The 22,307-nt window shown below is 70.7% G+C and carries 22 protein-coding genes; 15 read left to right on the plus strand and 7 right to left on the minus strand.

Going from position 1 to position 22,307, the window contains the following annotated elements:
- Positions 1 to 1,113, minus strand: a complete 1,113-nt coding sequence (locus G9Q37_RS18565; RefSeq protein WP_166229596.1) for a magnesium transporter CorA family protein — start codon at positions 1,111 to 1,113, stop codon at positions 1 to 3.
- Positions 1,114 to 1,129: 16 nt separating this feature from the next.
- On the minus strand, positions 1,130 to 2,131 hold the full coding sequence (hemB, locus tag G9Q37_RS18570; RefSeq protein WP_166229598.1) for a porphobilinogen synthase: 1,002 nt from the start codon (positions 2,129 to 2,131) through the stop codon (positions 1,130 to 1,132).
- 211 nt (positions 2,132 to 2,342) lie between these two features.
- Between hemB and G9Q37_RS18575 the strand changes: the two genes are divergently transcribed.
- Positions 2,343 to 3,470 (plus strand): hypothetical protein, encoded by a 1,128-nt coding sequence (locus G9Q37_RS18575; RefSeq protein ID WP_166229600.1) that lies wholly within the window; start codon positions 2,343 to 2,345, stop codon positions 3,468 to 3,470.
- 88 nt (positions 3,471 to 3,558) lie between these two features.
- Here the strand turns inward: G9Q37_RS18575 and G9Q37_RS18580 are convergent, their stop codons facing one another.
- Positions 3,559 to 3,870: a hypothetical protein gene (locus G9Q37_RS18580; protein ID WP_166229602.1), complete on the minus strand. Its 312-nt coding sequence runs from the start codon at positions 3,868 to 3,870 to the stop codon at positions 3,559 to 3,561.
- A 54-nt stretch (positions 3,871 to 3,924) separates the two neighbouring features.
- On the opposite strand from G9Q37_RS18580, the gene G9Q37_RS18585 reads away from it, so the two are divergent.
- The gene (locus G9Q37_RS18585; RefSeq protein ID WP_338074438.1) at positions 3,925 to 4,638 is read left to right on the plus strand and encodes an ATPase; all 714 of its coding nucleotides are present in this window, start codon (positions 3,925 to 3,927) and stop codon (positions 4,636 to 4,638) included.
- 12 nt (positions 4,639 to 4,650) lie between these two features.
- Here the strand turns inward: G9Q37_RS18585 and G9Q37_RS18590 are convergent, their stop codons facing one another.
- Both G9Q37_RS18590 and G9Q37_RS18595 read right to left on the minus strand, forming a co-directional pair.
- Positions 4,651 to 6,855 (minus strand): malate synthase G, encoded by a 2,205-nt coding sequence (locus tag G9Q37_RS18590; RefSeq protein ID WP_166229604.1) that lies wholly within the window; start codon positions 6,853 to 6,855, stop codon positions 4,651 to 4,653.
- A gap of 33 nt (positions 6,856 to 6,888) precedes the next feature.
- Entirely contained in the window at positions 6,889 to 7,584 is a 696-nt protein-coding gene (locus G9Q37_RS18595; RefSeq protein ID WP_166229606.1) for a haloacid dehalogenase type II, read from the minus strand.
- Positions 7,585 to 7,679: 95 nt separating this feature from the next.
- Between G9Q37_RS18595 and G9Q37_RS18600 the strand changes: the two genes are divergently transcribed.
- Positions 7,680 to 8,609, plus strand: a complete 930-nt coding sequence (locus tag G9Q37_RS18600) for a LysR family transcriptional regulator (protein WP_166229608.1) — start codon at positions 7,680 to 7,682, stop codon at positions 8,607 to 8,609.
- Positions 8,610 to 8,627: 18 nt separating this feature from the next.
- Here the strand turns inward: G9Q37_RS18600 and G9Q37_RS18605 are convergent, their stop codons facing one another.
- Positions 8,628 to 9,254, minus strand: a complete 627-nt coding sequence (locus tag G9Q37_RS18605) for a LysE/ArgO family amino acid transporter (RefSeq protein WP_166229610.1) — start codon at positions 9,252 to 9,254, stop codon at positions 8,628 to 8,630.
- A gap of 129 nt (positions 9,255 to 9,383) precedes the next feature.
- Here G9Q37_RS18605 and G9Q37_RS18610 point away from each other — a divergent pair, with 129 nt between their 5' ends.
- The 10 genes from G9Q37_RS18610 (at position 9,384) to G9Q37_RS18655 (ending at position 19,425) form a co-directional block, all read left to right on the plus strand.
- Entirely contained in the window at positions 9,384 to 10,292 is a 909-nt protein-coding gene (locus tag G9Q37_RS18610; protein ID WP_166229612.1) for an HTH-type transcriptional regulator ArgP, read from the plus strand.
- Positions 10,293 to 10,301: 9 nt separating this feature from the next.
- Positions 10,302 to 11,975: an arginine--tRNA ligase gene (argS, locus tag G9Q37_RS18615; RefSeq protein ID WP_166229613.1), complete on the plus strand. Its 1,674-nt coding sequence runs from the start codon at positions 10,302 to 10,304 to the stop codon at positions 11,973 to 11,975.
- A gap of 15 nt (positions 11,976 to 11,990) precedes the next feature.
- Complete coding sequence (locus G9Q37_RS18620; protein WP_166229615.1) at positions 11,991 to 12,722, plus strand: SPOR domain-containing protein; 732 nt, start codon at positions 11,991 to 11,993, stop codon at positions 12,720 to 12,722.
- Positions 12,723 to 12,800: 78 nt separating this feature from the next.
- Positions 12,801 to 13,421 carry a thiol:disulfide interchange protein DsbA/DsbL gene (locus tag G9Q37_RS18625; RefSeq protein ID WP_166229617.1) on the plus strand — a complete coding sequence of 207 codons (621 nt, stop codon included), beginning with the start codon at positions 12,801 to 12,803 and terminating at the stop codon, positions 13,419 to 13,421.
- 95 nt (positions 13,422 to 13,516) lie between these two features.
- Positions 13,517 to 14,152, plus strand: coding sequence for a lipopolysaccharide transport periplasmic protein LptA (gene lptA, locus G9Q37_RS18630; protein WP_166229619.1), 636 nt, complete (start codon positions 13,517 to 13,519; stop codon positions 14,150 to 14,152).
- Positions 14,149 to 14,946, plus strand: coding sequence for an LPS export ABC transporter ATP-binding protein (gene lptB / locus G9Q37_RS18635; protein WP_420810298.1), 798 nt, complete (start codon positions 14,149 to 14,151; stop codon positions 14,944 to 14,946). Before lptA ends, lptB begins: the two co-directional genes overlap by 4 nt.
- On the plus strand, positions 14,946 to 16,562 hold the full coding sequence (locus tag G9Q37_RS18640; RefSeq protein ID WP_166229621.1) for an RNA polymerase factor sigma-54: 1,617 nt from the start codon (positions 14,946 to 14,948) through the stop codon (positions 16,560 to 16,562). The genes lptB and G9Q37_RS18640 overlap by 1 nt, the downstream gene beginning before the upstream one ends.
- On the plus strand, positions 16,559 to 17,872 hold the full coding sequence (locus tag G9Q37_RS18645) for a THUMP domain-containing class I SAM-dependent RNA methyltransferase (RefSeq protein WP_166229623.1): 1,314 nt from the start codon (positions 16,559 to 16,561) through the stop codon (positions 17,870 to 17,872). Before G9Q37_RS18640 ends, G9Q37_RS18645 begins: the two co-directional genes overlap by 4 nt.
- A gap of 1 nt (position 17,873) precedes the next feature.
- Positions 17,874 to 18,308: a PIN domain-containing protein gene (locus G9Q37_RS18650; RefSeq protein ID WP_166229625.1), complete on the plus strand. Its 435-nt coding sequence runs from the start codon at positions 17,874 to 17,876 to the stop codon at positions 18,306 to 18,308.
- Positions 18,298 to 19,425 (plus strand): toxin-antitoxin system YwqK family antitoxin, encoded by a 1,128-nt coding sequence (locus G9Q37_RS18655; protein WP_166229627.1) that lies wholly within the window; start codon positions 18,298 to 18,300, stop codon positions 19,423 to 19,425. The genes G9Q37_RS18650 and G9Q37_RS18655 overlap by 11 nt, the downstream gene beginning before the upstream one ends.
- Positions 19,426 to 19,452: 27 nt before the next feature.
- Here the strand turns inward: G9Q37_RS18655 and G9Q37_RS18660 are convergent, their stop codons facing one another.
- A complete protein-coding gene (locus tag G9Q37_RS18660) occupies positions 19,453 to 21,078 on the minus strand; it encodes an FMN-binding glutamate synthase family protein (protein WP_166229629.1) in 1,626 nt (541 codons plus the stop codon).
- Positions 21,079 to 21,235: 157 nt separating this feature from the next.
- Between G9Q37_RS18660 and G9Q37_RS18665 the strand changes: the two genes are divergently transcribed.
- Together G9Q37_RS18665 and G9Q37_RS18670 are read left to right on the plus strand one after the other, a co-directional pair.
- Positions 21,236 to 21,445 carry a hypothetical protein gene (locus G9Q37_RS18665; RefSeq protein WP_166229631.1) on the plus strand — a complete coding sequence of 70 codons (210 nt, stop codon included), beginning with the start codon at positions 21,236 to 21,238 and terminating at the stop codon, positions 21,443 to 21,445.
- 65 nt (positions 21,446 to 21,510) lie between these two features.
- Positions 21,511 to 22,302, plus strand: a complete 792-nt coding sequence (locus G9Q37_RS18670) for a UPF0149 family protein (protein WP_166229633.1) — start codon at positions 21,511 to 21,513, stop codon at positions 22,300 to 22,302.
- Positions 22,303 to 22,307 lie beyond the last annotated feature (5 nt).

Raw genomic sequence — 22,307 nt, forward strand, 5'->3', positions numbered from 1 at the left:
CTAGCGGCCCGACGACGAGCGCAGGTAGCGCTTGCGCCAGAAGTACACGCTGAGTCCCACCGCCACGAACACCATCGAGCCCATCGCCCACCAGAAGCCACCGCGCTCGTGGATGAAGGGGATGAACTCGAAGTTCATGCCGAAGATGCCCGCGATCAGGTTGAGCGGCAGGAACACGGCGGTGAGCGCCGTGAGCGTGCGCATGATGTCGTTGGTGCGGTTGCTCTGCGCCGAGAAGTGCATCTGCACCGCGGTCTCGGCGTTCTGTTCGAGCCGGCGCACGTGGTGCACCACGCGTTCGATGTGTTCGAGCACGTCGCGGCTGCGCACCTTGAGCAGTTCCAGCCCGCGCTGGCCGCCGATGGCCTCGCCGGCTTCCCAGTCTTCGAGCGCCTCGGTCCAGTCCTGGATGGCGCTGCGCTGGTCTTCGCAGATCTCGTCGAGCTGGTGCAGCGAGATGCGCGCGTCCAGCAGCGAGTTCCAGTTGGTGAAGCGCGTGCGCGGGCTCAGCAGCTCGGCCTGCCAGTGATCGAGCTGGCGCGTGAGCTCGCGCCGCAGGTCGAGGTAGCCGTCGACCATGTGGTTCACGATGCGCAGCATCTGGTCGGCGGGGCTCGTGGGCAGGCCCGCGCCCGCGTTGCGCGAGGGCAGGCCGGCGCTCGCGAGCAGGCGCGCCGCGTACTGGTCGAGCACGCCGCAGCCCGCGGGGTGCACGGTCACGAGCACGCGGTCGAACACCGCGAAGCCCACCGGACTGGTGTCGATGCGTCGCAGCACCGGCGGGCCGCCGCGGCGCACCGGCTCGGTGAGCACCGCGCCGGGCTGGGCCATGTCGGTTTCGGACTGGCCCGCGGCGAGGCGGCGAAACACCAGGATGTCGTACTGCGAGGTGTAGTCGTAGTGCGAGGGCAGCTGGTTGTTGAGCAGGTCGGACACGTGCAGGTCGACCAGCGTGGTCCCGCACATCACCTGCAGCGCGGCCTGCACGTGGCCGTGTTCGAGCTCGAACTCGCGCCGTCCGCAGGCCACCCAGACGAAGCCGCGCGGCGGCAGCACCAGGGGCAGGGTGTGCGTCTCGGTGACCGCGCCGGGCTGGACGTGGAAGACCCGCATGCGTGGGGCCGCGGTGTCAGCCGCGCAGCAGGCGCGCGGCGTCGCGCGCGAAGTAGGTGAGCACGCCGTCGGCGCCCGCGCGCTTGAAGGCCAGCAGGCTTTCCATCATCACGGCGTCGTGGTCGAGCCAGCCGTTCTGCGCCGCGGCCTTGAGCATCGCGTACTCGCCGCTCACCTGGTAGGCGAAGGTCGGCATGGCGAATTCGTCTTTCACGCGGCGCACGATGTCCAGGTAGGGCATGCCGGGCTTGACCATCACCATGTCGGCGCCTTCGGCGATGTCGATGGCGACTTCGCGCAGGGCCTCGTCGGTGTTGCCCGGGTCCATCTGGTAGACCTTCTTGTCGGCCTTGCCCAGGTTGGCGGCCGAGCCCACGGCATCGCGGAAGGGGCCGTAGAAGGCGCTCGCGTACTTGGCGCTGTAGGCCATGATGCGCGTGTGCACGTGGCCCGCGGCCTCGAGCGCGTTGCGGATGGCGCCGATGCGGCCGTCCATCATGTCGCTGGGCGCCACGATGTCCACGCCCGCCGCGGCCTGCGCGAGCGCCTGCTTCACGAGGATCGCGACCGTGGGGTCGTTGAGGATGTAGTTGTGCTCGTCGAGCACGCCGTCCTGGCCGTGGCTGGTGTAGGGGTCGAGCGCCACGTCGGTCATCACACCGAGCTGGGGGAAGCTGGCTTTCAGCGCGCGCACCACGCGCGGCACCAGGCCGTCGGGGTTCATGGCCTCCTGGCCATCGGGCGTCTTGAGCGCGGGGTCGATCACCGGGAACAGCGCCATCACGGGAATGCCCAGCTTCACGCAGTCCTCGGCCACGGGCAGCAGCAGGTCCAGGCTCAGGCGCTCCACGCCGGGCATGGAGGCCACGGCCTCGCGGCGGCCTTCGCCCTCGAGCACGAACACCGGGTAGATCAGGTCCGAGGGGTGCAGCCGGTGCTCGCGCACCAGATCGCGGGTGAAGGCATCGCGGCGCAGGCGGCGCGGGCGGGCGGCGGGGAAGGGGGCTGGTGTGTGCATGGGCCCATTGTGGCAAATGCGGCGGCGGGCAATGAGCCCGGGTTTGCGTGCGGCAATCCACGAAAACTAAAACTTCCCGCTACGTGCACCTGCCGTTGGCGGCATTTCAGGTGCAAATTTCGTTTCATCGACAAACCCGGTCCGCCCCGTCAGAACTTTTCTCTGCCCGGCGGCCCACATGGATTCACGGAACACAGCCTTGAAACGTCCTATGGCCACGCCCAAAAAAGACCAGCCAGGCGCCGCCGGAGCGGCGGGCTCGTTGCGCAGCAACGAGACCTGGTCGTTGTCGGAGCACGCGCCTGCCCTGCTGGCTTCGGCGGCGGAGCAGATCGGTGAAGCCCTGCAGGTGCTGCAGGGCGGCATCGACCAGTTGCAGGCCCAGAGCCGGCTGGGCCCGCAGGCCCAGTGGGCGCTGAGCGTGCCCATGCACCGCATCAAGCGCCTCACGGTGGTGATGCAGCAATTGCAGCGCTTCCACTCGGGCCGCATCCGCCAGTCGCACGAGAAGGTCGACCTGGCGCGCGTGGCCGAAGACTGCCTGCAGGACCGCCGCAAGGAGTTCGCGCTGCTCGGCGTCGAGATGCGCCGCAAGCTCAAGCCGGTCGACGTGCTGATCGACCCCACCGTGGCGCATGCCTTCCTCAGTGCATTGGTCGACTGGGCCCTGCCGCTGGGCCGTCGCATCGACGTGCGCGTGGACGTGAACCACTGGCCGCCGCACGCGCGCCTGCAGGTGCGCATCCACAACGACGGTGCGCCGCCCTCGTCGGCCGCGCCGGTGCTCGACAACCTCGACTGGGCGCTGGCGCGCCAGATCGGGGCCACGGCGGGCGGCATCGACCTGCAGCGCGAGGTGACGGCTGAAGGCATCACCGCGATCGCCCTGTTCCATCGCACCGCGCAGTCGGTCGACGGCATCTCGGCCATCGACCTCACCGCCGACGACCCCACCTCGGCCTTCAAGTCGCTGCAGGGCATCTACGCGCTGGTGATCTCGCCCGCGCTGCAGGTGCGCGCCGACGTGCGCGACGCGCTGCGCGAGATCGGCGTGGCCGCCGACAGCGTGGTGGACCTGCAGCAGGCCGCCGACGCGGTGCGCCACCGCATGCCCAGCATCGTGGTGATCGACGCCGACCTGCGCGGCCCCGCGTTCGACCGCTTCCGCAGCCAGTTGCTGCGCGAGGCCATGGACATGCCCTTCGTGGAGATTTCGGGCGACGACAGCGCGTTCGCGATGTCCGGCTTCAGCGAGACCTCGATGGCCAGCGTGGGCCGCGGCAGCATCCGCGAATCGCTGGGCACGGCGGTGATGTTCGAGCTCGCGAAGTCGATCTGACCCGCAACCGGTTTTGAGGCGCGGCCGGGACGGCCGCAACAGAGAAGGGCGCCACTGGCGCCCTTCTCGCTTCTCTGGGGGCAGGCGATCAGCCGGCGTCGAGGGATGCCACCAGCGCTTCGCCCCAGGCCCAGGGGCCGGTGAGCGTCACGGTCACGGCCAGCCAGTCGCCGTCGCGCTGCTCGTGCACGTCGGCGTCCCAGACGCCACCCTCGTCGAGCGGCCCGCGCGGGCCCGGGCTCAGGCGCTCGGCGCGCGCGAGCACCGCCTGCACCTCGGCCATCAGCGCGGCGCGCTCGGCCTCGCGCACGCTGGCCATGGCCTCCCAGGTGCCTGTGCCCTCGCCGTCGTCGCTGGCGTCGAAGATCAGGTAGTGCAGGGTCGGGGGGTGTGGCTTCATGGGGGTGGGGGTGTTCGTGGCAGGGGCATCACCATAATGCCGCGGCACATGTCCATGCCCAGGATCATCATCATCGCGGGCCCCAACGGCGCCGGCAAAACCACTTTCGCACGCGAGTATCTGCCGCAGGAAGCGGGGTGCACCACCTTCGTGAATGCCGACCTGATCGCGGCGGGCCTTTCGCCCTTTGCACCCGAACAGGCGGCGCTGCAGGCGGGCCGCCTGATGCTCGCGGCCATCGCGCGCCATGTGGCTTCCCTGACCCCCTTTGCCTTCGAGACCACCCTGTCAGGCCGGGCCTACGCGCAGCAGATACCCAGTTGGCAGCGCGCGGGCTTCGTCGTTGAGCTGCTGTACCTGGGGCTACCCAGCGCGGACATGGCGGTGGCGCGGGTGGTAGAGCGCGTGCGACAGGGCGGGCATGCCATTCCAGAGGCCACCATCCGACGACGGTTCGAGACCGGGCGCCGTCTGCTGGTGTCGCTGTACCAGCCGCTGGTGGATCGATGGGCCGTCTATGACAGCGCCGGGGAGGTCCCCGTGCTGCTGGAGTGGAGCGGCCGCGGCACACCGCAGTCCACCGAACCCACACCTGTGTATGGCCGTCGGCCGGACACCGGCCCCGCAGACTTCAGCGGCGCGACCGCCGCGCTGCGGCGCGCGGCCGCACGCGCCCGTGAGCTGGCCGAGCAGACCGGCACCGATCTGGTGGTGGTCCGCGCCGGGCGCCTGGTGCGGTTGACCCCCGGCCGCAAAGGCCGGGGTTGAAGCGGACCGGCCTCAGCCCGCCTTCACCTTCAGGCGCCAGGCGTGCAGCAGCGGCTCGGTGTAGCCGCTGGGCTGTTCCTTGCCCTTGAACACCAGGTCGAGCGCGGCCTGGTAGGCCTTGCTCGTCTTGGCGTTGCCGGCCAGCGGGCGGTAGAGCTTGTCGCCGGCGTTCTGCTTGTCCACCTTGGCGGCCATGCGCTCGAAGGTCTCGCGCACCTGCGCTTCGGTGACCACGCCGTGGTGCAGCCAGTTGGCGATGTGCTGGCTGCTGATGCGCAGCGTGGCGCGGTCTTCCATCAGGCCCACGTCGTTGATGTCGGGCACCTTGGAGCAGCCCACGCCCTGGTCGACCCAGCGCACCACGTAGCCCAGGATGCCCTGCACGTTGTTGTCGAGCTCGGCCTGTTTCTCGGCCGCGCTCCAGTTCGGGCTGGTGCTCACCGGCACGGTGAGCAGGCCGGTGAGCAGGTTGTCGCGTTCCTGGTCGGCGTTGGTCTTCTCGAGTTCCTTCTGCACGTCGCGCACCAGCACCTGGTGGTAGTGCATGGCGTGCAGCGTGGCGCCCGTGGGGCTGGGCACCCAGGCGGTGTTGGCGCCGGCCTTGGGGTGGGCGATCTTCTGCTTGAGCATCTCGGCCATCAGGTCGGGCATGGCCCACATGCCCTTGCCGATCTGCGCCTTGCCGCGCAGGCCGCACGACAGGCCCACCAGCACGTTGTTGCGCTCATAGGCCTGAATCCAGGCGCTGCTCTTCATGTCGCCCTTGCGCACCATGGGGCCGGCCAGCATGGCGGTGTGCATCTCGTCGCCCGTGCGGTCGAGGAAGCCGGTGTTGATGAAGGCCACGCGGTCTGCCGCGGCGGCGATGCAGGCCTTGAGGTTGACCGAGGTGCGGCGCTCCTCGTCCATGATGCCCAGCTTCACCGTGGCCTGCGGCAGGCCCAGCAGCTGCTCGACGCGGCCGAACAGCTCGGCCGCGAAAGCCACTTCGCGCGGGCCGTGCATCTTGGGCTTGACGATGTAGACCGAGCCCTTGCGCGAGTTGCGCAGCGGGTGCTTCTTGTCCTTCTTCAGGTCGTGGATCGCGATCGCGGTGGTGATGACCGCGTCCATGATGCCCTCGGGGATCTCCTGCGCGTCGGGGCCCCAGAGGATCGCGGGGTTGGTCATGAGGTGGCCCACGTTGCGCACGAACAGCAGCGAGCGGCCGTGCAGGCGCACCGCCTTCTTGCCGTTGGGGGCGGTGTACTCGCGGTCGCCATTGAGGCCGCGCGTCATCACCCGGCCGCCCTTCTCGAACGACTCGGTCAGCGTGCCCTTGAGGATGCCCAGCCAGTTGCGGTAGGCCAGCAGCTTGTCTTCGGCGTCCACCGCGGCCACCGAGTCCTCGAGGTCGAGGATGGTGGACAGCGCGGCCTCGACCACCAGGTCGCTCACGCCCGCCGGGTCGGTCTTGCCGATCGGGGTGTCGGGGCGGATCTGGATCTCCAGGTGCAGGCCGTTGTGCTGCAGCAGCACCGCGCTCGGGGCCTTGGCCTCGCCCTGGTAGCCGATGAATTGCGAAGCGTCTTCGAGTTTGCTGGTCTTGCCGTCGGCCAGCGTGACCACGAGCTCGCCGTCTTTCACGCGGTAGCCGCGCGAGCCCACGTGCGAGCCCTTCTTGAGCGGCGCGGTGCGGTCGAGCACATGGCGCGCGTACTCGATGACCTTGGCGCCCCGCTTGGGGTTGTAGCCGCCCTTGGGGCCGACCTTCTCGGTGCCTTTTTCTTCGGCGATCGCGTCGGTGCCGTAGAGCGCGTCGTAGAGCGATCCCCAGCGTGCATTGGCCGCATTGAGCGCGTAGCGCGCGTTCAGGATCGGCACCACCAGCTGCGGGCCGGCCTGCACCGCGAGCTCGTCGTCCACGTTCTTCGTGGTGGCCTTGACCTTGCCCGGGTCGGGCACGAGGTAGCCGATGGTTTCGAGGAACTTGCGGTAGGCCGCCATGTCGCGCACCGGGCCGGGGTTGGCGCTGTGCCAGGTGTCGAGCTCGGCCTGAAGGCGGTCGCGTTCGGACAGCAGCGCGGCGTTCTTGGGCGCCAGTGCGCGCACCAGCGTGTCGAAGCCCTGCCAGAACGCGGCGGGCGCGACGCCGGTGCCGGGCAGCACCTCGGCGTTGATGAAGTCGTGCAGCGCGGTGTCGACCTGCAGGCTGTGGATCGTGGTGCGGTTCGTCATGCAAAGGCTCCGGAGGCGATGAAGAAAAAGGGATCAGAAGAAATCGAGCACTGCGCGCAGGTTGGTCCCGATCGCGGTGGGCTGGGTGTCGAGCTGTTCGAAAGGCAGGTTGGCGCGGTTGACCCACAAGGTCTGGTAGCCGAACCAGGTGGCGCCAAGCACGTCCCAGGCGTTCGCGCTCACGAACAGGATCTGCGAGCGCGGCAGGCCCGTGGCCTGCTCGCCCAGCGCATACAGCTGCGGCGAGACCTTGTAGGCGCGTGCGTCCTCGGCGCTGATCACGGGGTCGAGCAGGCCATCGAGCCCGGCGCTGCGCAAGGCGATGCCCAGCATCTCGGGGTCGCCGTTCGAGAGGATGCCGGTGGTCACGCCCTGCAGCCGCAGCGCCTGGATCACCTCGCGGTTCTCGGGAAAGGCCGAGAGGTGGCGGTACTGGTTCATGAGGCTGGCCGCGGCCGGTTCGTAAGCGGCCCAGTCGTCCACGGCCTGCGGCACCAGGGCCTGGATGGCGTAGCGCAGCGCGCGCTCGGTGAGCTCCCAGAACGGGCGGTGGCGCGCGGGGTCGCCGCACATGGTCACCAGGCGCGAGTAGTCGATCTGGCGCTCGCGCCAGAGCACGGCGAGCCGCGCGCCGCGGCCGGGAAACAGCTGTTCCGCGCGCAGGCCCACGCTGTACACGTCGAACAGCGTGCCGTAGGCGTCGAAGAGCACGGCCTGGGGTTTGGGCATGGGGCGTACTCTATTGCTGACCTCGGAAATCATTGATGGCGCATCGCGCCATTTATCCATGACTTTTTTGGGTGTAATCTGCGCCACCCGACGCCATGGACAAACTCAAACAGCTCGAAACCTTCGTCTCCGTGGCCAGCCGCGGCAGCCTCACGGCGGCGGCGCGCGCCGAATCGGTGGCGCCGGCCATCATCGGCCGCCGGCTCGACGCGCTCGAGGCGCGGCTGGGGGTGAAGCTGCTGGTGCGCACCACGCGGCGCATCTCGCTCACGCACGAGGGCAGCGCCTTCCTCGAAGACTGCCAGCGGTTGCTGACCGACCTCGCCAACGCCGAAGCCAGCGTGAGCGCGGGCGGCGTGAAGGCCAGCGGCCACCTGCGCATCACCGCGCCCGCGGGCTTCGGCCGGCGCCACGTGGCGCCGCTGGTGCCGCGCTTTCGCGAACTGCATCCCGAGGTCACGGTCTCGCTCAACCTGTCCGACCGCGTGGTGGACGTGGCCGGTGAAGGCTACGACTGCGCGGTGCGCGTGGGCGACCTGCCCGACTCCTCGCTGGTGAGCCTGCGCCTGGCCGACAACCGCCGGCTCTGCGTGGCCGCGCCGGCCTACCTGCAGCGCCGCGGCACGCCCGCGCTGCCCGCCGAGCTGGCCCGGCACGACTGCCTCACGCTCTCCAGCGACGCCTCGCAGACCCGCGGCTGGGCGTTCTCATTGCCGGTGGAGGGCGGCGAAGCGGGCCAGCGCGAGGTGCACTACCTGCGCCCCTCGGGCCCGATGGACTGCAGCGACGGCCAGGTGCTGCACGAGTGGTGCCTGGCCGGCCTGGGCCTGGCCTGGCGCAGCACCTGGGAGGTGGAGGCCGACATCCGGGCCGGCCGCCTGGTGAGCGTGCTCGACGCCTTCGCAGCGCCGCCCAACGGCATCTACGCGCTGTTTCCGCAGCGCAAGCACCTGGCGCTGCGGGTGCGCCTGTGGATCGATTTCCTCAAGCACGAGTACGGCCGCAGCGACTACTGGCGCGGCTGAAGCGGCCGCGCGCGGGGTTCAGAACAGGCTGGCGAGCAGCCAGGCCGCGGTGCCCCACATCATCAGCGCCACCAGGCCGTCGAGCAGGCGCCACAGGTGCAGCGAGTTGAGCCGGCGGCCCATCCAGAAGGCCGCCGCGCCGAGCACGGTGAACCAGATCACCGAGCCGGTGGCCGCGCCCAGACCGAAGACCTCGCTCGCGGGGCCGTAGGCCAGCGAAGCGGTGCCGATCAGCACGGCGGTGTCGAGCCAGGCGTGCGGGTTGAGCCACGAGAACGCGAGTGCCGAGAGCACGGCCTGCTTGCGCGAGGTGGGCGGCGGCGCGAGCGGCTGGCCGTCGGCGCTGCGCGGCGCGGCGGAGCGGAAGCGCTGGAAGGCCTGCCAGCCGTACACGCCCAGGAACAGCACGCCCGCGCCGATCAGCGCACCCTGCAGCTTGTCCGACAGGCCGCCCAGCTGGGCCAGGCCGAGCACACCGAGCGCGATCAGCACGATGTCGGCCAGCGCGCAGACCGCCACCGTGAGCCACAGGTGCTGGCGCTGCAGGCCCATGCGCAGCACGTGCGCGTTCTGCGGGCCGATGGCCATGATCAGGGACAGGCTCAGCACCATGCCGGCGGAGAAAACGGGAAAGCTCAGGGTCATGATCGGCTCGCGCAGGGAAACGGGTCGGCGGGGAACAAGGGGTGACAGCGGGCCGCATGGTGCCGCAAACGGGGCTGGTGTTTAATCGAGTTGATTCGAACTCCATTCGCTCAATTCCTTTTTAAGCAAATGCTCGATCCCCGCCAACTCGAAGCCCTGGCCGCCGTGGTGGAGCACGGCGGCTTCGGCCCGGCCGCCCAGGCGCTCAAGCTCACGCTCGCGGCGGTCTCGTTGCGCATCAAGTCGCTCGAAGACCAGCTGGGCCAGCGCCTGCTGGTGCGCGGCAAGCGGGTGCGCGCCACGCCCGCGGGCCAGGCCCTGCTGGGCCACGTGAAGCAGGTGCGCCTGATGGAGGCCGACCTGCTGGCCGGTCTGCGCGGCGGCGAGGCGCGCGCGGGCGAGCGCTGGCAGAGCCTGTCGGTGGCGATCAACGCCGATTCGGTGTCGAGCTGGTTTCTGCCCGGCGTGGCGCCGCTGCTGGCGCGCCAGCGCCTCTTGCTCGAGATCGTCATCGACGACCAGGACCACACGCACGACGCCCTCAAGCGCGGCGACGTGATGGGCTGCGTGACCACGCGCGCCGACGCCATGCGCGGCTGCGTGGCCGAGCCGCTGGGCGTGATGCGCTACCACTGCGTGGCCTCGGCCGCGGTGGTGCAGCGCTGCCGCACGCCCCGCGGCGCGCTGTCGCCGCACAAGCTGCTGGCCCAGCCCGCGGTGATCTTCAACCGCAAGGACGCGCTGCAGGACGCGTTTCTCGAGCAGCACATCGGCCTGAAGCAGCCCGCCTACCCGCGCCACTACGTGCCCGCGGTGGAGTCGTTCGAGACCGCGATCGAGCTCGGCCTGGGCTGGGGCATGGTGCCCGAGCAGCACCTGCCCAAACACCCCACGCTGACCGAGCTGCTGCCCGGCGCCACGGTGGACGTGGCGCTGTACTGGCAGCACTGGGCGCACGAGCCGCCGTCGGCGCAGCGCCTGACGGCCGCCGTGAAGGCCGCGGCGCGCGAGCGGCTGGCACCCCTGGCCGCCGCCTAAAATCCCGCGATGCTCCAGATCCAACAAGACCTGCTCGCCGCGCTGGCCGCCGAGCTGGAAAAAATCAGCCCCGGCGCGGGCGCGAAGGCCGCGTTCGAATCGCCCAAGGTGGCCGCGCACGGCGACTTCGCCGTCACCGCGGCCATGCAGCTGGCCAAGCCGCTCAAGCTCAACCCGCGCGCCGTGGGCGAGCAGCTGCGCGCCGCGCTGCTCGCGCAGCCGCCCTACGAGCGCTGGGTCGAGGCGATCGATATCGCCGGCCCGGGCTTCATCAACATCCGCCTCAAGCCCGAGGCCAAGCAGCAGGTGGTGCGCGAGGTGCTGGGCGCGGGCGCGCACTACGGCCGCCAGCCCGACAACGGCCAGCGCCTGATGGTGGAGTTCGTGTCCGCCAACCCCACGGGCCCGCTGCACGTGGGCCACGGCCGCCAGGCCGCGCTCGGCGACGCCATCTGCAACCTCTACGAGACGCAGGGCTGGCGCGTGCACCGCGAGTTCTATTACAACGACGCGGGCGTGCAGATCAACACCCTGGCCACCTCCACGCAGCTGCGCGCCCAGGGCCTCAAGCCGGGTGACGCGGGCTGGCCCGAAGCGGCCTACAACGGCGACTACATCCAGGACATCGCCAACGACTTCCTCGCGAAGAAGACCGTGCAGGCCGACGACCGCGCCTTCACCGCCAGCGGCGACGCCAACGACCTCGACGGCATCCGCCAGTTCGCCGTGGCCTACCTGCGCCACGAACAGGACCTCGACCTGCAGGCCTTCGCGGTCAAGTTCGACCACTACTACCTCGAGTCCAGCCTGTACACCAGCGGGCGCGTCGAGGCCGCGGTGAACCGGTTGATCGCCAACGGCAAGACCTACGAGCAGGACGGCGCGCTGTGGCTGCGCAGCACCGACTACGGCGACGACAAGGACCGCGTGATGCGCAAGTCCGACGGCTCGTACACCTACTTCGTGCCCGACGTGGCCTACCACATCGCCAAGTGGGAGCGCGGCTTCACCAAGGTGGTGAACATCCAGGGCACCGACCACCACGGCACCATCGCGCGCGTGCGCGCCGGCCTGCAGGCCGCCGACGTGGGCATTCCCCAGGGCTACCCCGACTACGTGCTGCACACCATGGTGCGCGTGGTGCGCGGCGGCCAGGAGGTGAAGATCAGCAAGCGCGCCGGCAGCTACGTGACGCTGCGCGACCTGATCGAATGGACCAGCAAGGACGCGGTGCGCTTCTTCCTGCTCAGCCGCAAGCCCGACACCGAATACACCTTCGACGTCGACCTGGCCGTGCAGCAGAACAACGACAACCCTGTGTACTACGTGCAGTACGCGCACGCGCGCATCTGCTCGGTGCTCGCGGGTTGGGGCGGCGACGTCGCCACGCTGGTCGAGGCCGACCTGTCGCCGCTCGACAGCGCGCCCGCGCAGGCGCTGATGCGCCAGCTCGCCAAGTACCCCGAGATGCTCAGTGCCGCCGCGCGCGACTTCGCGCCGCACGACGTCACCTTCTACCTGCGCGAGCTTGCCGCGAGTTACCACAGTTACTACGACGCCGAGCGCATCCTGGTCGATGATGAGCGCGTCAAACGCGCGCGGCTGGCGCTGGTCGCGGCCACCGCACGCGTGCTGCACAATGGCCTGGCCGTGCTGGGCGTGAGCGCCCCGCAGAAGATGTAGTTGCCCGCGAGCCCCATGAAGAAATCCGCCTCCTCCAAATCCCGCAGCAGCAGCCTGGGTGGCACGCTGATCGGCCTGGCGATCGGCCTGCTCGTGGGCCTGGCCGCGGCGCTCGCGGTGGCCGTGTACGTCACGCGCGTGCCGGTGCCCTTCGTCGACCGCGGCCTCACGCGCAGCGCCGAAGACGACGCCAAGGAAGCCGAGCGCAACAAGGGCTGGAACCCCAACCGCAGCATCAGCGGCATGCCCGCGGCCAGCGGTGCGCCCACCCCGCCGCCGGTCACCACACCGGGCAGCGAAGGCGCGATCTCGGTGCCGCCCGCCGATGGCCGGCCCCTGCCGCCCAACACCAACGCCTCCAAGGACCCGCTGGGCGACCTCGTGAATTCGCGCCTTGCCCAGCAACCGGCGGCCGCACCCGCACCCGCGACTGCGCCGGCCGCTGCCGCCGCGCCCAAGGCCGGTGCCGCGGCCCCCGCTGCGGGCGGTGACGCCGGCGTGGGCGCCGACCCCTTCACCTACTTCGTGCAGGCCGGCGCCTTCCGCAGCCCGGACGACGCCGAGGCCCAGCGCGCGCGCCTGGCCATGCTGGGCATCTCGGCCAACATCGACGAGCGCGAGCAGAACGGGCGCACCGTGTACCGCGTGCGCGTGGGCCCGTTCGCGCAGAAGGCGCTGGCCGACCTCACGATCGAGCAGCTGCAGGTCAACAAGGTCGACGCCGCGCTGGTGCGCGTGCAACGCTGAGGCGGCGCGGGGCGCGCGGGAACTTTCCCCCGCCAGCCCTGCCCAAGCGCTCGTTCCCAACGACGGAGTTCTTCTTCCATGTACCGCCGCGATTTCACCCTTTCCCTGCTGGCCAGCGGGGCTGCGCTGCCCGCCTTCGCCCAGCGCGTCGCCCCGCGCGAGGGCACCGAGTACCAGCGCCTGCCCAAGCCGGCGCCGGTCGACACGCCCGCCGGCAAGATCGAGGTGGTGGAGTTCTTCGCCTACTCCTGCGTGCACTGCTTCAACTTCGAGCCGCTGCTCGAAGACTGGGAGAAGCGCCTGCCCGCCGACGTGGTGCTGCGCCGCACGCCCGTGGCCTTCTCGCCGGCCTTCGTGCCCATGCAGAAGCTGTACTACACGCTCGAATCCATGGGTCTGGTGGGCCGCCTGCACGCCGCGGTGTTCAAGGCCATCCACGTCGATCGCCTGCCCCTGACCACCGACGGCCCCATCACCGACTGGGTGGTGCGCCAGGGCGTGGACCGCGCCAAGTTCACCGAGGCCTTCAACAGCGGCGCCGTGATGACCAAGGCCTCGCGCGCTGCCGCCCTGCAGGACGCCTATGCCGTCGAAGGCACGCCCGCGCTGGGCGTGGCGGGCCGCTTCACCGTGCCCGGCCAGGGCCCCAACACGCTGGTGGTCGCCAACGCGCTGATCGCCAACGTGCGCAAAGGCTGAGGCCGGCGGCAAAAAAGTCTCGCGCCGGGTCGCCCTGGCCCGGCGATCGGCGCACCGGGGTGTTTAGAATGGCATGCAAGTTTCGTGCCCTCCATATGCCCCGCCGCCCACGCTCCCACCCCCTGTCCGCCGCCCTGCTCGCCGCAGGCCTGGCCGTTTGCGGCGTGGCCGCGCACGCCGAGCAGGCCGACCGGCTCAAGCCGCTCAACGCCGAGGCCGACAACCTGCGCTACGACGACGCGCGGCAGGTCAGCATCTTCACGGGCAACGTGGTGATCACCAAAGGCACCATCGTGATCCGCGGTGCGCAGGTCGAGGTGCGGCAGGACGCGCAGGGCAACCAGTTCGGCATCGTGCAGGGCAGCCCGGGCTACTTCAAGCAAAAGCGCGAAGGGGTCAACGAGTTCATCGAAGGCGAGGGCAAGCGCATCGAGTACGACAGCCGTGCCGACACCGTGCGCTTCATCGGCGACGCCGTGATGCGCCGCTACCTGGGCACGCAGCTCAACGACGAGACCCGGGGCAACGTGATCGTGTACGACAACCGCAACGAGGTCTTCACCGTCGACGGCAACCCCGGCGGCGGTAACACCACGGGCACGCTGGGTGGCCGCGTGCGCGCCACGCTCACGCCCATGCCGCGCCCCGGTGAGCCGGGCGCCGTGCCCACGCCGCCGGCCTCGAGCACACCGCTGCGGCCCTCGGGCTCGATGGGAGGGGCCCGTCCGTGAGGGGGGCTTCGCCGGTCTCCGATTTCGCCCCCACCGAGTTCATCCCCGGGGGCACCAGCCGCTTGCAGGCGCGCGGCCTCAAGAAGGCCTACGGCAGCCGCCTGGTGGTCAAGGACGTGTCGCTCTCGGTCGACAAGGGTGAGGTCGTGGGTCTGCTGGGCCCCAACGGCGCGGGCAAGACCACCTCGTTCTACATGCTCGTGGGCCTGCTGCGCGCCGATGGCGGGCAGATCCTGCTCGATGGCCAGCCCATCGAACGGCTGCCCATCCACCGCCGCGCGCGCCTGGGCCTGGGCTACCTGCCGCAGGAGGCCTCGATCTTCCGCAAGCTCACCGTGGCGCAGAACGTGCGCGCCGTGCTCGAGCTGCAGGAAGACGAACGCGGCCGCGCGCTGGGCAGCGCCGCGATCGAACAGCGCCTGGACGCGCTGCTGCGCGACCTGCACGTCGAGCACCTGCGCGATTCGCCCGCGCCCGCGCTCTCGGGCGGCGAGCGCCGCCGCGTCGAGATCGCGCGCGCCCTGGCCACCAGCCCGCGCTTCATCCTGCTCGACGAGCCCTTCGCGGGCATCGACCCGATCGCGGTGATCGAAATCCAGCGCATCATCGGTTTCCTCAAGTCGCGCGGCATCGGCGTGCTCATCACCGACCACAACGTGCGAGAGACCCTGGGCATCTGCGACCGGGCCTACATCATCAACGACGGCCACGTGCTCACCAGCGGCACGCCGTCGGAGATCGTCGAGAACGCGGACGTGCGCCGCGTGTACCTCGGCGAACACTTCAAGATGTGATGAAGCAGAGCCTGTCGCTGCGCGTCTCCCAGCACCTGGCGCTCACGCCCCAGCTGCAGCAGTCGATCCGCCTGCTGCAGCTGTCCACGCTGGAGATGGCGCAGGAGGTCGAGCAGATGCTCGACGAAAACCCCTTTCTGGAGCGCAGCGAGGACGGCAGCGAACGCGAGGCCTTCGGCGTCGACGGCGCGGCCGACGCGCCGGTGAGCGCGGGCGAGCAGATCGCCGACGCGGCTTTGGTGGCCACGGCCGGCACCGGCGATGCGGTGGCCGACAGCGCCGACGCGGGCGATGCCGACGCGCTCGAGGCGCGCCTGGACGGCGCGAGCCCGGTCGAAGAAAGCTGGGAGGGCGACGGCTCGGTGGAGATCGCGCCCGACGACAGCGAGTGGGGCGGTGACGCGCCCGCGCGCACCAGCGGCAGCGGCGACGACGACGAGACCGCGAGCGCGGCCGAGCTCGCGCGCTCGCAGGTCTCGCTGCAGGACCACCTGCACGAGCAGGCGCGCTGCATGCGCCTGGGCGACGAAGACCGCGCGGCCCTGGTCTTCCTGATCGAATCGCTCAACGACGACGGCTACCTCGACGACAGCCTCGAGGCCCTGGTGCCCGCGTTCCTGCAACTGCTGGGCCGTCCCTTGCCCGACGACCCCGAGGCCGCGCTCGAAGCGCGCGAGGCCGCCGAGCAGCAGTTGCGCACCGCGCTGCAGTGGCTGCAGCACATGGACCCGCCCGGCGTGGGCGCGCGCGACCTCGCGGAATGCCTGCGGCTACAGATCCTGGAGCTGCGCAACACGCCCGAGGCGCGCGCCGCGCTCGCGCTGTGCGGCCAGCCGCTCGAGCTCGTGGCCAAGCGCGACATCCGCAAGCTGTGCAGCGCCTGCCGGCTCGACGACGAGACCGTGCGCGCCGCGCTCGCGCTGATCGCGCGGCTCGAACCCAAGCCCGGCCGGCGCTTCGTCGACGTCGAGCGCAACATCGTCGTGCCGGACGTGATCGTCACGCGCGCGGGCCGCGGCTTCAAGGTCATCCTCAACCCCGACGTGATGCCGCGATTGCGCGTGCACGACGTCTACGCCAACGCCCTGCGGCAGAACCGCGGCGGGCGCGACAGCGGCGGCGAAGGCGGCCACGCGGCCATGCAGCAGCGGCTGCAGGAAGCGCGCTGGTTCATCAAGAACATCCAGCAGCGCTTCGACACCATCCTGCGCGTGTCCAGCGCCATCGTCGAACGCCAGCGCAACTTCTTCATGCACGGCGAGCTCGCCATGCGCCCGCTGGTGCTGCGCGAGATCGCCGACGAGCTCGGCCTGCACGAATCCACCATCAGCCGCGTGACCACCGCGAAGTACATGGCCACGCCCTTCGGCACCTACGAGCTCAAGTACTTCTTCGGCTCCTCGCTGGGCACCGAAACCGGCGGCAACGCCTCGAGCACCGCGGTGCGCGCGCTGCTCAAGCAGTTCATTGCCGCCGAAGAGGCCAGCAAGCCGCTGTCGGACAACCAGCTGTCCGACCTGCTCAAGGAGCAGGGCATCGAGTGCGCGCGCCGCACCGTGGCCAAGTACCGCGAGGCCATGCGCATCGCCCCCGCGAACCTGCGCAAATCCCTGTGAACCAGCTACAGCTCTTTCTGCCTTGCGCCGCCGGCGTCGAGGACTTCCTCGCCGCCGAGGTGCAGCGCATCACCGGTGTCGGGCAACTGCAGCGCTCGCGCGGCGGCGTCTCGCTCGAAGCCTCGTGGCGCGATGCGCTGCGCCTGAACCTGCACAGCCGGCTCGCGCAGCGCGTGCTGGTGCGCCTGTGGCACGGCCCCTACCGCGACGAGCGCGACCTCTACGACGCGGCCATGGACGTGGCCTGGGAGATCTGGTTCACGCCGCAGCAGACCATCAAGGTCGAGCTCACGGCCCAGCACAGCCCGCTGCAGAGCCTGAACTTCGCGGCGCTCAAGCTCAAGGACGCGGTCTGCGACCGCTTCCGCGACAAGCGCGGTGAACGCCCCAGCGTGGACACGCAGCGCCCCGACGTGCGCCTGTTCGGCCACCTCACGGCCGAGACCCTCACGCTCTACATCGACACCACGGGCGAGCCGCTGTTCAAGCGCGGCTGGCGCGAAGACAAGGGCGATGCGCCGCTGAAAGAGACCCTGGCCGCGGCCATGATCGCCGCCACCGGCTGGGACGCCAGCGCCGACCAGCCACTGGACGCCATCGCGCCGCTCTACGACCCCTGCTGTGGCAGCGGCACGGTGGTGATCGAGGCCGCCCAGATCGCGCTCCACATCGCACCCGGCCTGCGCCGGCGCTTCGCCTTCGAACGCCTGCTGCCCTTTCAGGCCCACGTGTGGCAGGCCCTCAAGGCCGACGCGGTGGCGCAGCAGCGCGAATGGCCCGCGGGCCACGCGCCCATCGTGTTCGGCAGCGACGTGTCCTTTCGCATGGTCGACTTCGCGCAGCGCAACGCCGAGCGCGCAGGCGTCGCCCATGCGGTCGAACTGCGCGGCGGCGACGCCTTGCAGCGCACGCCGCCCACCGCGCGCCCCGGCGTGCTGCTGCTCAACCCACCCTATGGCGAGCGCATCGCGGCCGCCGGCGTGGCCGGTGAGAACGCGGCCGCGCGCGCGCAGCGCATGGCGCCACGCGCGCCGCGCACCTTCACCGTGGGCGCGCCGCGGCCCGCCCCCGCAGGCCAGGGCCGCGAAAGCGCGCAGATGGCCGACGGCAGCGACGGCAGCGATTTCTTCAACCGCCTCGCCGCGCACTGGAAGACCCACTACGCGGGCTGGAGCGCCTGGTTGCTCACGCCCGATTTCAAGCTGCCCGGCAAGATGCGCTTCAAGGAGTCGCGCCGCGTGCCGCTGTGGAACGGCCCCATCGAATGCCGGCTGTTCCGCTTCGACCTCGTGGCGCGCGCGCAAGCCTGACATGGCCATCGACACCGCCCTGGTGCTCGACACCAACATCGCCCTCGATCTCTTCGTCTTCGACGACCCCGCGACCGCACCCCTGCGCGCGCGCATCGAGGCGCAGCCCGGCACCTGGCTGGCCACGGCCGCCATGCGTGAAGAACTCGTGCGCGTGCTCGCCTACCCGCAGATCGCGCGCCGCCTCCAAGCGCAGGCGCGGCCCTCGCAGGACGTGCTCGAGGCCTTCGACCGCTGCGCGCGCCTGGTGCCCGAGGCGCCCAAGTCGGCCTACACCTGCAAGGACGCCGACGACCAGAAGTTCATCGACCTCGCCTCGGCGCACCGCGCCACACTGGTGAGCAAGGACGACGCCGTGCTGTGCATGGCCAGGCGCCTGTCGCGCCTGGGCGCGACCGTGTGCCGCGAATGGAAGGAGCCCGTGCATGCGCCGTGAACCGGTGTTCGCCCTGGTGGCCCTGGCGGCCGCGCTCAGCGGCCCGCCCGCGCAGGCCGTGCCGCGCTGCGAGCTCAACGGCGAAAGCGTGAACCCCAACAACGGCCACACCACCGCGGGCAAGAGCGGCGTGATGCGCTGCACCGACGGCGACGGCATGGTGCGCCTGCGCGAACAGACGCTGCGCGACGGCCGCTTCGTGGGCCCGGTGGTGGTGGTGACGGCCGACGGCGAGCGGCGCGAGTTCAGCGTGAACGAACGCGGCAACCGGCATGGCGTGGCGCGCACCTTCGACGCGCGCGGCACGCTGCGCCAGGAAGAAAACCTCGACGACGGCAGCGCCGTGGGCGTGCAGAAGACCTTTGCCGAGGCCGGGTACCTGCAGACCCTGCGCTTCGTGGCCGATCGCCGCACGCTGCTGAGCATCGGCTACCTCGCCGACGGCACGCTCAGCGAGCTGCGTTGCGCGCCGGTGTCCTTGGTGCCGCAGGACCGCGAGGTCTGCGGCCATGCGGGCCGCGCGGCCGAGGTCACGCTGTACCGCGAACCGGGCAAGCCCTCCGGCAGCGTGAGCCACCTGCAGGGGCAGTTGCAGCGGCAGACCGTGCTCGATCGCGAAGGCCGGCTGGTGCGCGACGAAACCCTGCGCGAAGGCCGCCGCGTCAAGCGCGTCTACTACGCCTCGGGCAGGCCGCGCTCCGAAACCGATTTCATCGAACGCGACCCCAACGGCCCGGGCGGGCGCGAAGGCGTGGCGCGCGAATGGCACGAGAGCGGCCAGCTGACGCAGGAAACGCACTGGGCCGAGGGCTACGAGCAGCGCGTGCAGCAGTGGTACCTCAACGGCCAGCCCAAGCTGCGCCAGCAGACCCGCCGCGAGGGCCGCGACCAGGAGCGCACCACCGAGAGCTTCTGGGACAACGGCCGCCCCGCGGCCGTGAACACCGAGCGCAACGGCCGCCTCTGGGGCTGGCAGAAGTACTTCAGCGAAGACGGCGTGCTGCTGCGCGAAGACGAACACGGCGAGCGCGGCCTGCTGCTGCGGCGCAAGCGCTACAACGCACAGGGTGTGCTCGAGCGCGAAGAGCGCTTCCTCGAAGACGGCTCGCGCATCTGAGCGTCGCGCGCGCGACGCCTCGTGCGCTCAGGCCGGCAGCGAAAAGCTCTCGGCGCTCGCGCGCCGCCACCAGGTGGTGAACACCGCGTGCTCGCCCTCGGGGTCGTCGTCGAGCAGCGCGCCCGGCGCCGTGGTGGGCAGCAGGTTGGCGAGCAGGCGCACCTCGTTGTCGCTCACGCGCCGCACCAGGTGCTGGGCCGTGATCTCGCCCGGGTGGCGCAGGCCCGCAGCCTGTACCAGTTCCTGCAGCGCGCGCAGCGTGTTCTGGTGAAAGCGCCACACGCGCTCGGCCTTGTCGGGCACCACCAGCGCCTGCTGGCGCAGCGGGTCCTGGGTGGTCACGCCCGTGGGGCACTGGCCGGTGTGGCAGCTCTGCGCCTGGATGCAACCGAGCGCGAACATGAAGCCGCGCGCGCTGTTGCACCAGTCGGCGCCGATCGCGAGCGCGCGCGCGATGTCGAAGGCGCTCACCACCTTGCCCGCACAGCCCACGCGGATGCGCTCGCGCAGGTTCACGCCCACCAGCGTGTTGTGCACCAGGCGCAGGCCTTCCTGCAGCGGCGCGCCCACGTGGTCGATGAACTCCAGCGGCGCCGCACCGGTGCCGCCCTCGGCACCGTCGACCACGATGAAGTCCGGCGTGATGCCGGTCTTGAGCATGGCCTTGACGATCGCGAACCACTCCCAGGGGTGGCCGATGCACAGCTTGAAGCCCACGGGCTTGCCGCCCGAGAGCTGGCGAAGCCGCGCGATGAAGGCGAGCATATCCAGCGGCGTGCCGAAGGCGCTGTGCGCGGCGGGCGAGACGCAGTCCACGCCCTCGGGCACGCCGCGCGCGGCCGCGATTTCGGCCGTCACCTTGGCGCCGGGCAGCACGCCGCCGTGGCCGGGCTTGGCGCCCTGGCTCAGCTTGAGCTCGATCATCTTCACCTGCGGATCGAGTGCGTTGGCCACGAACTTCTCCTCGCTGAAGCGGCCGTCGTCGCTGCGGCAGCCGAAGTAGCCCGAGCCGATCTCCCAGATCAGGTCGCCACCGTGCAGGCGGTGCCATGCCGAGATCGAGCCCTCGCCGGTGTCGTGCGCGAAGCGGCCGCGCGCCGCGCCCGCGTTGAGCGCCTGGATCGCGTTGGCCGACAGCGCGCCGAAGCTCATGGCCGAGATGTTGAAGACGCTGGCCTCGTAGGGCTGGCTGCAATCGGGCCCGCCGATGGTGATGCGGAAGTCGTGCGTGGGCAGCACGGTGGGCGCGATCGAGTGGTTGATCCACTCGTGGCCGTTGGCCTTCATGTCGCGCTGCGAGCCGAAGGGGCGCTTGTCGGTCTCGCCCTTGGCGCGCGCGTAGACCAGGCTGCGCTGGCTGCGCGAGAAGGGCTGGGCCTCGGTGTCGCTTTCGATGAAGTACTGCCGGATCTCGGGCCGCACGTACTCGAGCATGAAGCGCAGGTGCCCGATCACCGGGTAGTTGCGCAGCACCGCCTTGCGCGTCTGGCGCAGGTCCCACACGCCCAGCGCGGTGAGCGCCCCGAACAGCAGGAACCAGCCGCCGCCGACGCCGAAGGCCACCCACGTGAACAGGCTCAGCAAGGCGATCACGGCGCACACGGCGAGCGCCGTGTAGCGGACGGGGTAGAGGGCATTGAGTCGTTCGAGCATCGTGGGGCCCTGGGTGGGGGATCGGCTTGGGCGCGAAATGGTGCCTGGGCATTATTTGCCAGTCGGGGGCCGGTCCGAACAATGGCTTGCACACCCCGCCGCGCGTGGCAGGCCGAGCGGTCCGGGTTCCTGCCCATCCGCCTGCGTGGAGCCGACCATGTTTCCCATCCTCATGGACGAACCGGATTCGATGAAGGTGCCGCCAGCCAGCTGGCAGTTGCTGCAGAACGCCTGGCGACCCGCGGCACCGCGGGCCGAACGGCGCGACGTGCGCGCGCGCCGCGAGCAGGCCCGCGAAGCGCCCGCGCCCACGCCGCTGGCCACGCTGGCCTTCGGCCTCACCGGTCAGCCGCCGCGCCCGCACTGACCGCCGCCGCCGGGGGCGGCGCACTACACTGGCGGCCTTTTGCCGCCGCCCGGCCCACCGTCCCCATGAGCCAAGACCCTGGCGCGCCGCTGCAAGGCGCCGACTTCGAAGAACTCGACACGCTGCTCGACGAGCTGCGCACGCGCGACGACGAGGTGCCCGAATGGGAGTTCCTCGAAGGGGCCATGGCCGCGCTGGTCTGCACGCGCCGGCCGGTGCCGGCCTCGGAATGGCTGCCCCTGCTGCTCGGCACGGGCGATCTGCCCACGCTGCCGCAGGCCGAGGGCACGCACTTTCCGAACACCGCGGCCTACGAGCGCTTCATGGCGCTGTGGGCGAGGCGTGAGGCCGAGGTGCGCCAGGCCCTGGCCACCGAGGTGCAAGGCCTCGACGACGAGCGCAGCTACCACCCCGAGGTGATGGACGTGCGCGGCGCGCTCGCTGCGCTGCCCGAGGCCGAGCGCCCGCCCGCCGACCAGCCCGTGCCGTCCTACGGCCAGGTGTGGGCGCTGGGCTTCCTGTTCGTGGTCGAGCAGTGGGACGACGACTGGGCCCTGCCGCGCGACCGCGAAACCGCGCAGTGGATCGAAGAAGCGCTCGACACCATCGACGTGCTCACCCAGGACGACACGGGCAAGCCCTCGGTGAACCTGCACGACGAGCAGGCCCCGCCCAGCGTGAGCGAAGCGCGCATCGACGAGTTCGCGGCGGCCCTGTGGGCGGTGTACGACCTGCACCGCATCTGGCGCAGCCTGGGGCCGCGCGTGCAGCCGCTGCGCCAGCAGGCCACGCCCGGCCGCAACGATCCGTGCTGGTGCGGCAGCGGCCAGAAATTCAAGAAGTGCCACGGCGCCTGAGCGCC

Origin of the sequence: Hydrogenophaga crocea (assembly GCF_011388215.1) — a bacterium.
Lineage (GTDB): Bacteria > Pseudomonadota > Gammaproteobacteria > Burkholderiales > Burkholderiaceae_C > Hydrogenophaga > Hydrogenophaga crocea.

Excerpts from the sequence above, each read along its gene's own strand:
- G9Q37_RS18565 (WP_166229596.1), bottom strand. The coding sequence starts at position 1,113 with ATGCGGGTCTTCCACGTCCAGCCCGGCGCGGTCACCGAGACGCACACC.
- hemB (WP_166229598.1), bottom strand. The coding sequence starts at position 2,131 with ATGCACACACCAGCCCCCTTCCCCGCCGCCCGCCCGCGCCGCCTGCGC.
- G9Q37_RS18575 (WP_166229600.1), top strand. The coding sequence starts at position 2,343 with ATGGCCACGCCCAAAAAAGACCAGCCAGGCGCCGCCGGAGCGGCGGGC.
- G9Q37_RS18580 (WP_166229602.1), bottom strand. The coding sequence starts at position 3,870 with ATGAAGCCACACCCCCCGACCCTGCACTACCTGATCTTCGACGCCAGC.
- G9Q37_RS18585 (WP_338074438.1), top strand. The coding sequence starts at position 3,925 with ATGCCCAGGATCATCATCATCGCGGGCCCCAACGGCGCCGGCAAAACC.
- G9Q37_RS18590 (WP_166229604.1), bottom strand. The coding sequence starts at position 6,855 with ATGACGAACCGCACCACGATCCACAGCCTGCAGGTCGACACCGCGCTG.
- G9Q37_RS18595 (WP_166229606.1), bottom strand. The coding sequence starts at position 7,584 with ATGCCCAAACCCCAGGCCGTGCTCTTCGACGCCTACGGCACGCTGTTC.
- G9Q37_RS18600 (WP_166229608.1), top strand. The coding sequence starts at position 7,680 with ATGGACAAACTCAAACAGCTCGAAACCTTCGTCTCCGTGGCCAGCCGC.
- G9Q37_RS18605 (WP_166229610.1), bottom strand. The coding sequence starts at position 9,254 with ATGACCCTGAGCTTTCCCGTTTTCTCCGCCGGCATGGTGCTGAGCCTG.
- G9Q37_RS18610 (WP_166229612.1), top strand. The coding sequence starts at position 9,384 with ATGCTCGATCCCCGCCAACTCGAAGCCCTGGCCGCCGTGGTGGAGCAC.
- argS (WP_166229613.1), top strand. The coding sequence starts at position 10,302 with ATGCTCCAGATCCAACAAGACCTGCTCGCCGCGCTGGCCGCCGAGCTG.
- G9Q37_RS18620 (WP_166229615.1), top strand. The coding sequence starts at position 11,991 with ATGAAGAAATCCGCCTCCTCCAAATCCCGCAGCAGCAGCCTGGGTGGC.
- G9Q37_RS18625 (WP_166229617.1), top strand. The coding sequence starts at position 12,801 with ATGTACCGCCGCGATTTCACCCTTTCCCTGCTGGCCAGCGGGGCTGCG.
- lptA (WP_166229619.1), top strand. The coding sequence starts at position 13,517 with ATGCCCCGCCGCCCACGCTCCCACCCCCTGTCCGCCGCCCTGCTCGCC.
- G9Q37_RS18640 (WP_166229621.1), top strand. The coding sequence starts at position 14,946 with ATGAAGCAGAGCCTGTCGCTGCGCGTCTCCCAGCACCTGGCGCTCACG.
- G9Q37_RS18650 (WP_166229625.1), top strand. The coding sequence starts at position 17,874 with ATGGCCATCGACACCGCCCTGGTGCTCGACACCAACATCGCCCTCGAT.
- G9Q37_RS18655 (WP_166229627.1), top strand. The coding sequence starts at position 18,298 with ATGCGCCGTGAACCGGTGTTCGCCCTGGTGGCCCTGGCGGCCGCGCTC.
- G9Q37_RS18660 (WP_166229629.1), bottom strand. The coding sequence starts at position 21,078 with ATGCTCGAACGACTCAATGCCCTCTACCCCGTCCGCTACACGGCGCTC.
- G9Q37_RS18665 (WP_166229631.1), top strand. The coding sequence starts at position 21,236 with ATGTTTCCCATCCTCATGGACGAACCGGATTCGATGAAGGTGCCGCCA.
- G9Q37_RS18670 (WP_166229633.1), top strand. The coding sequence starts at position 21,511 with ATGAGCCAAGACCCTGGCGCGCCGCTGCAAGGCGCCGACTTCGAAGAA.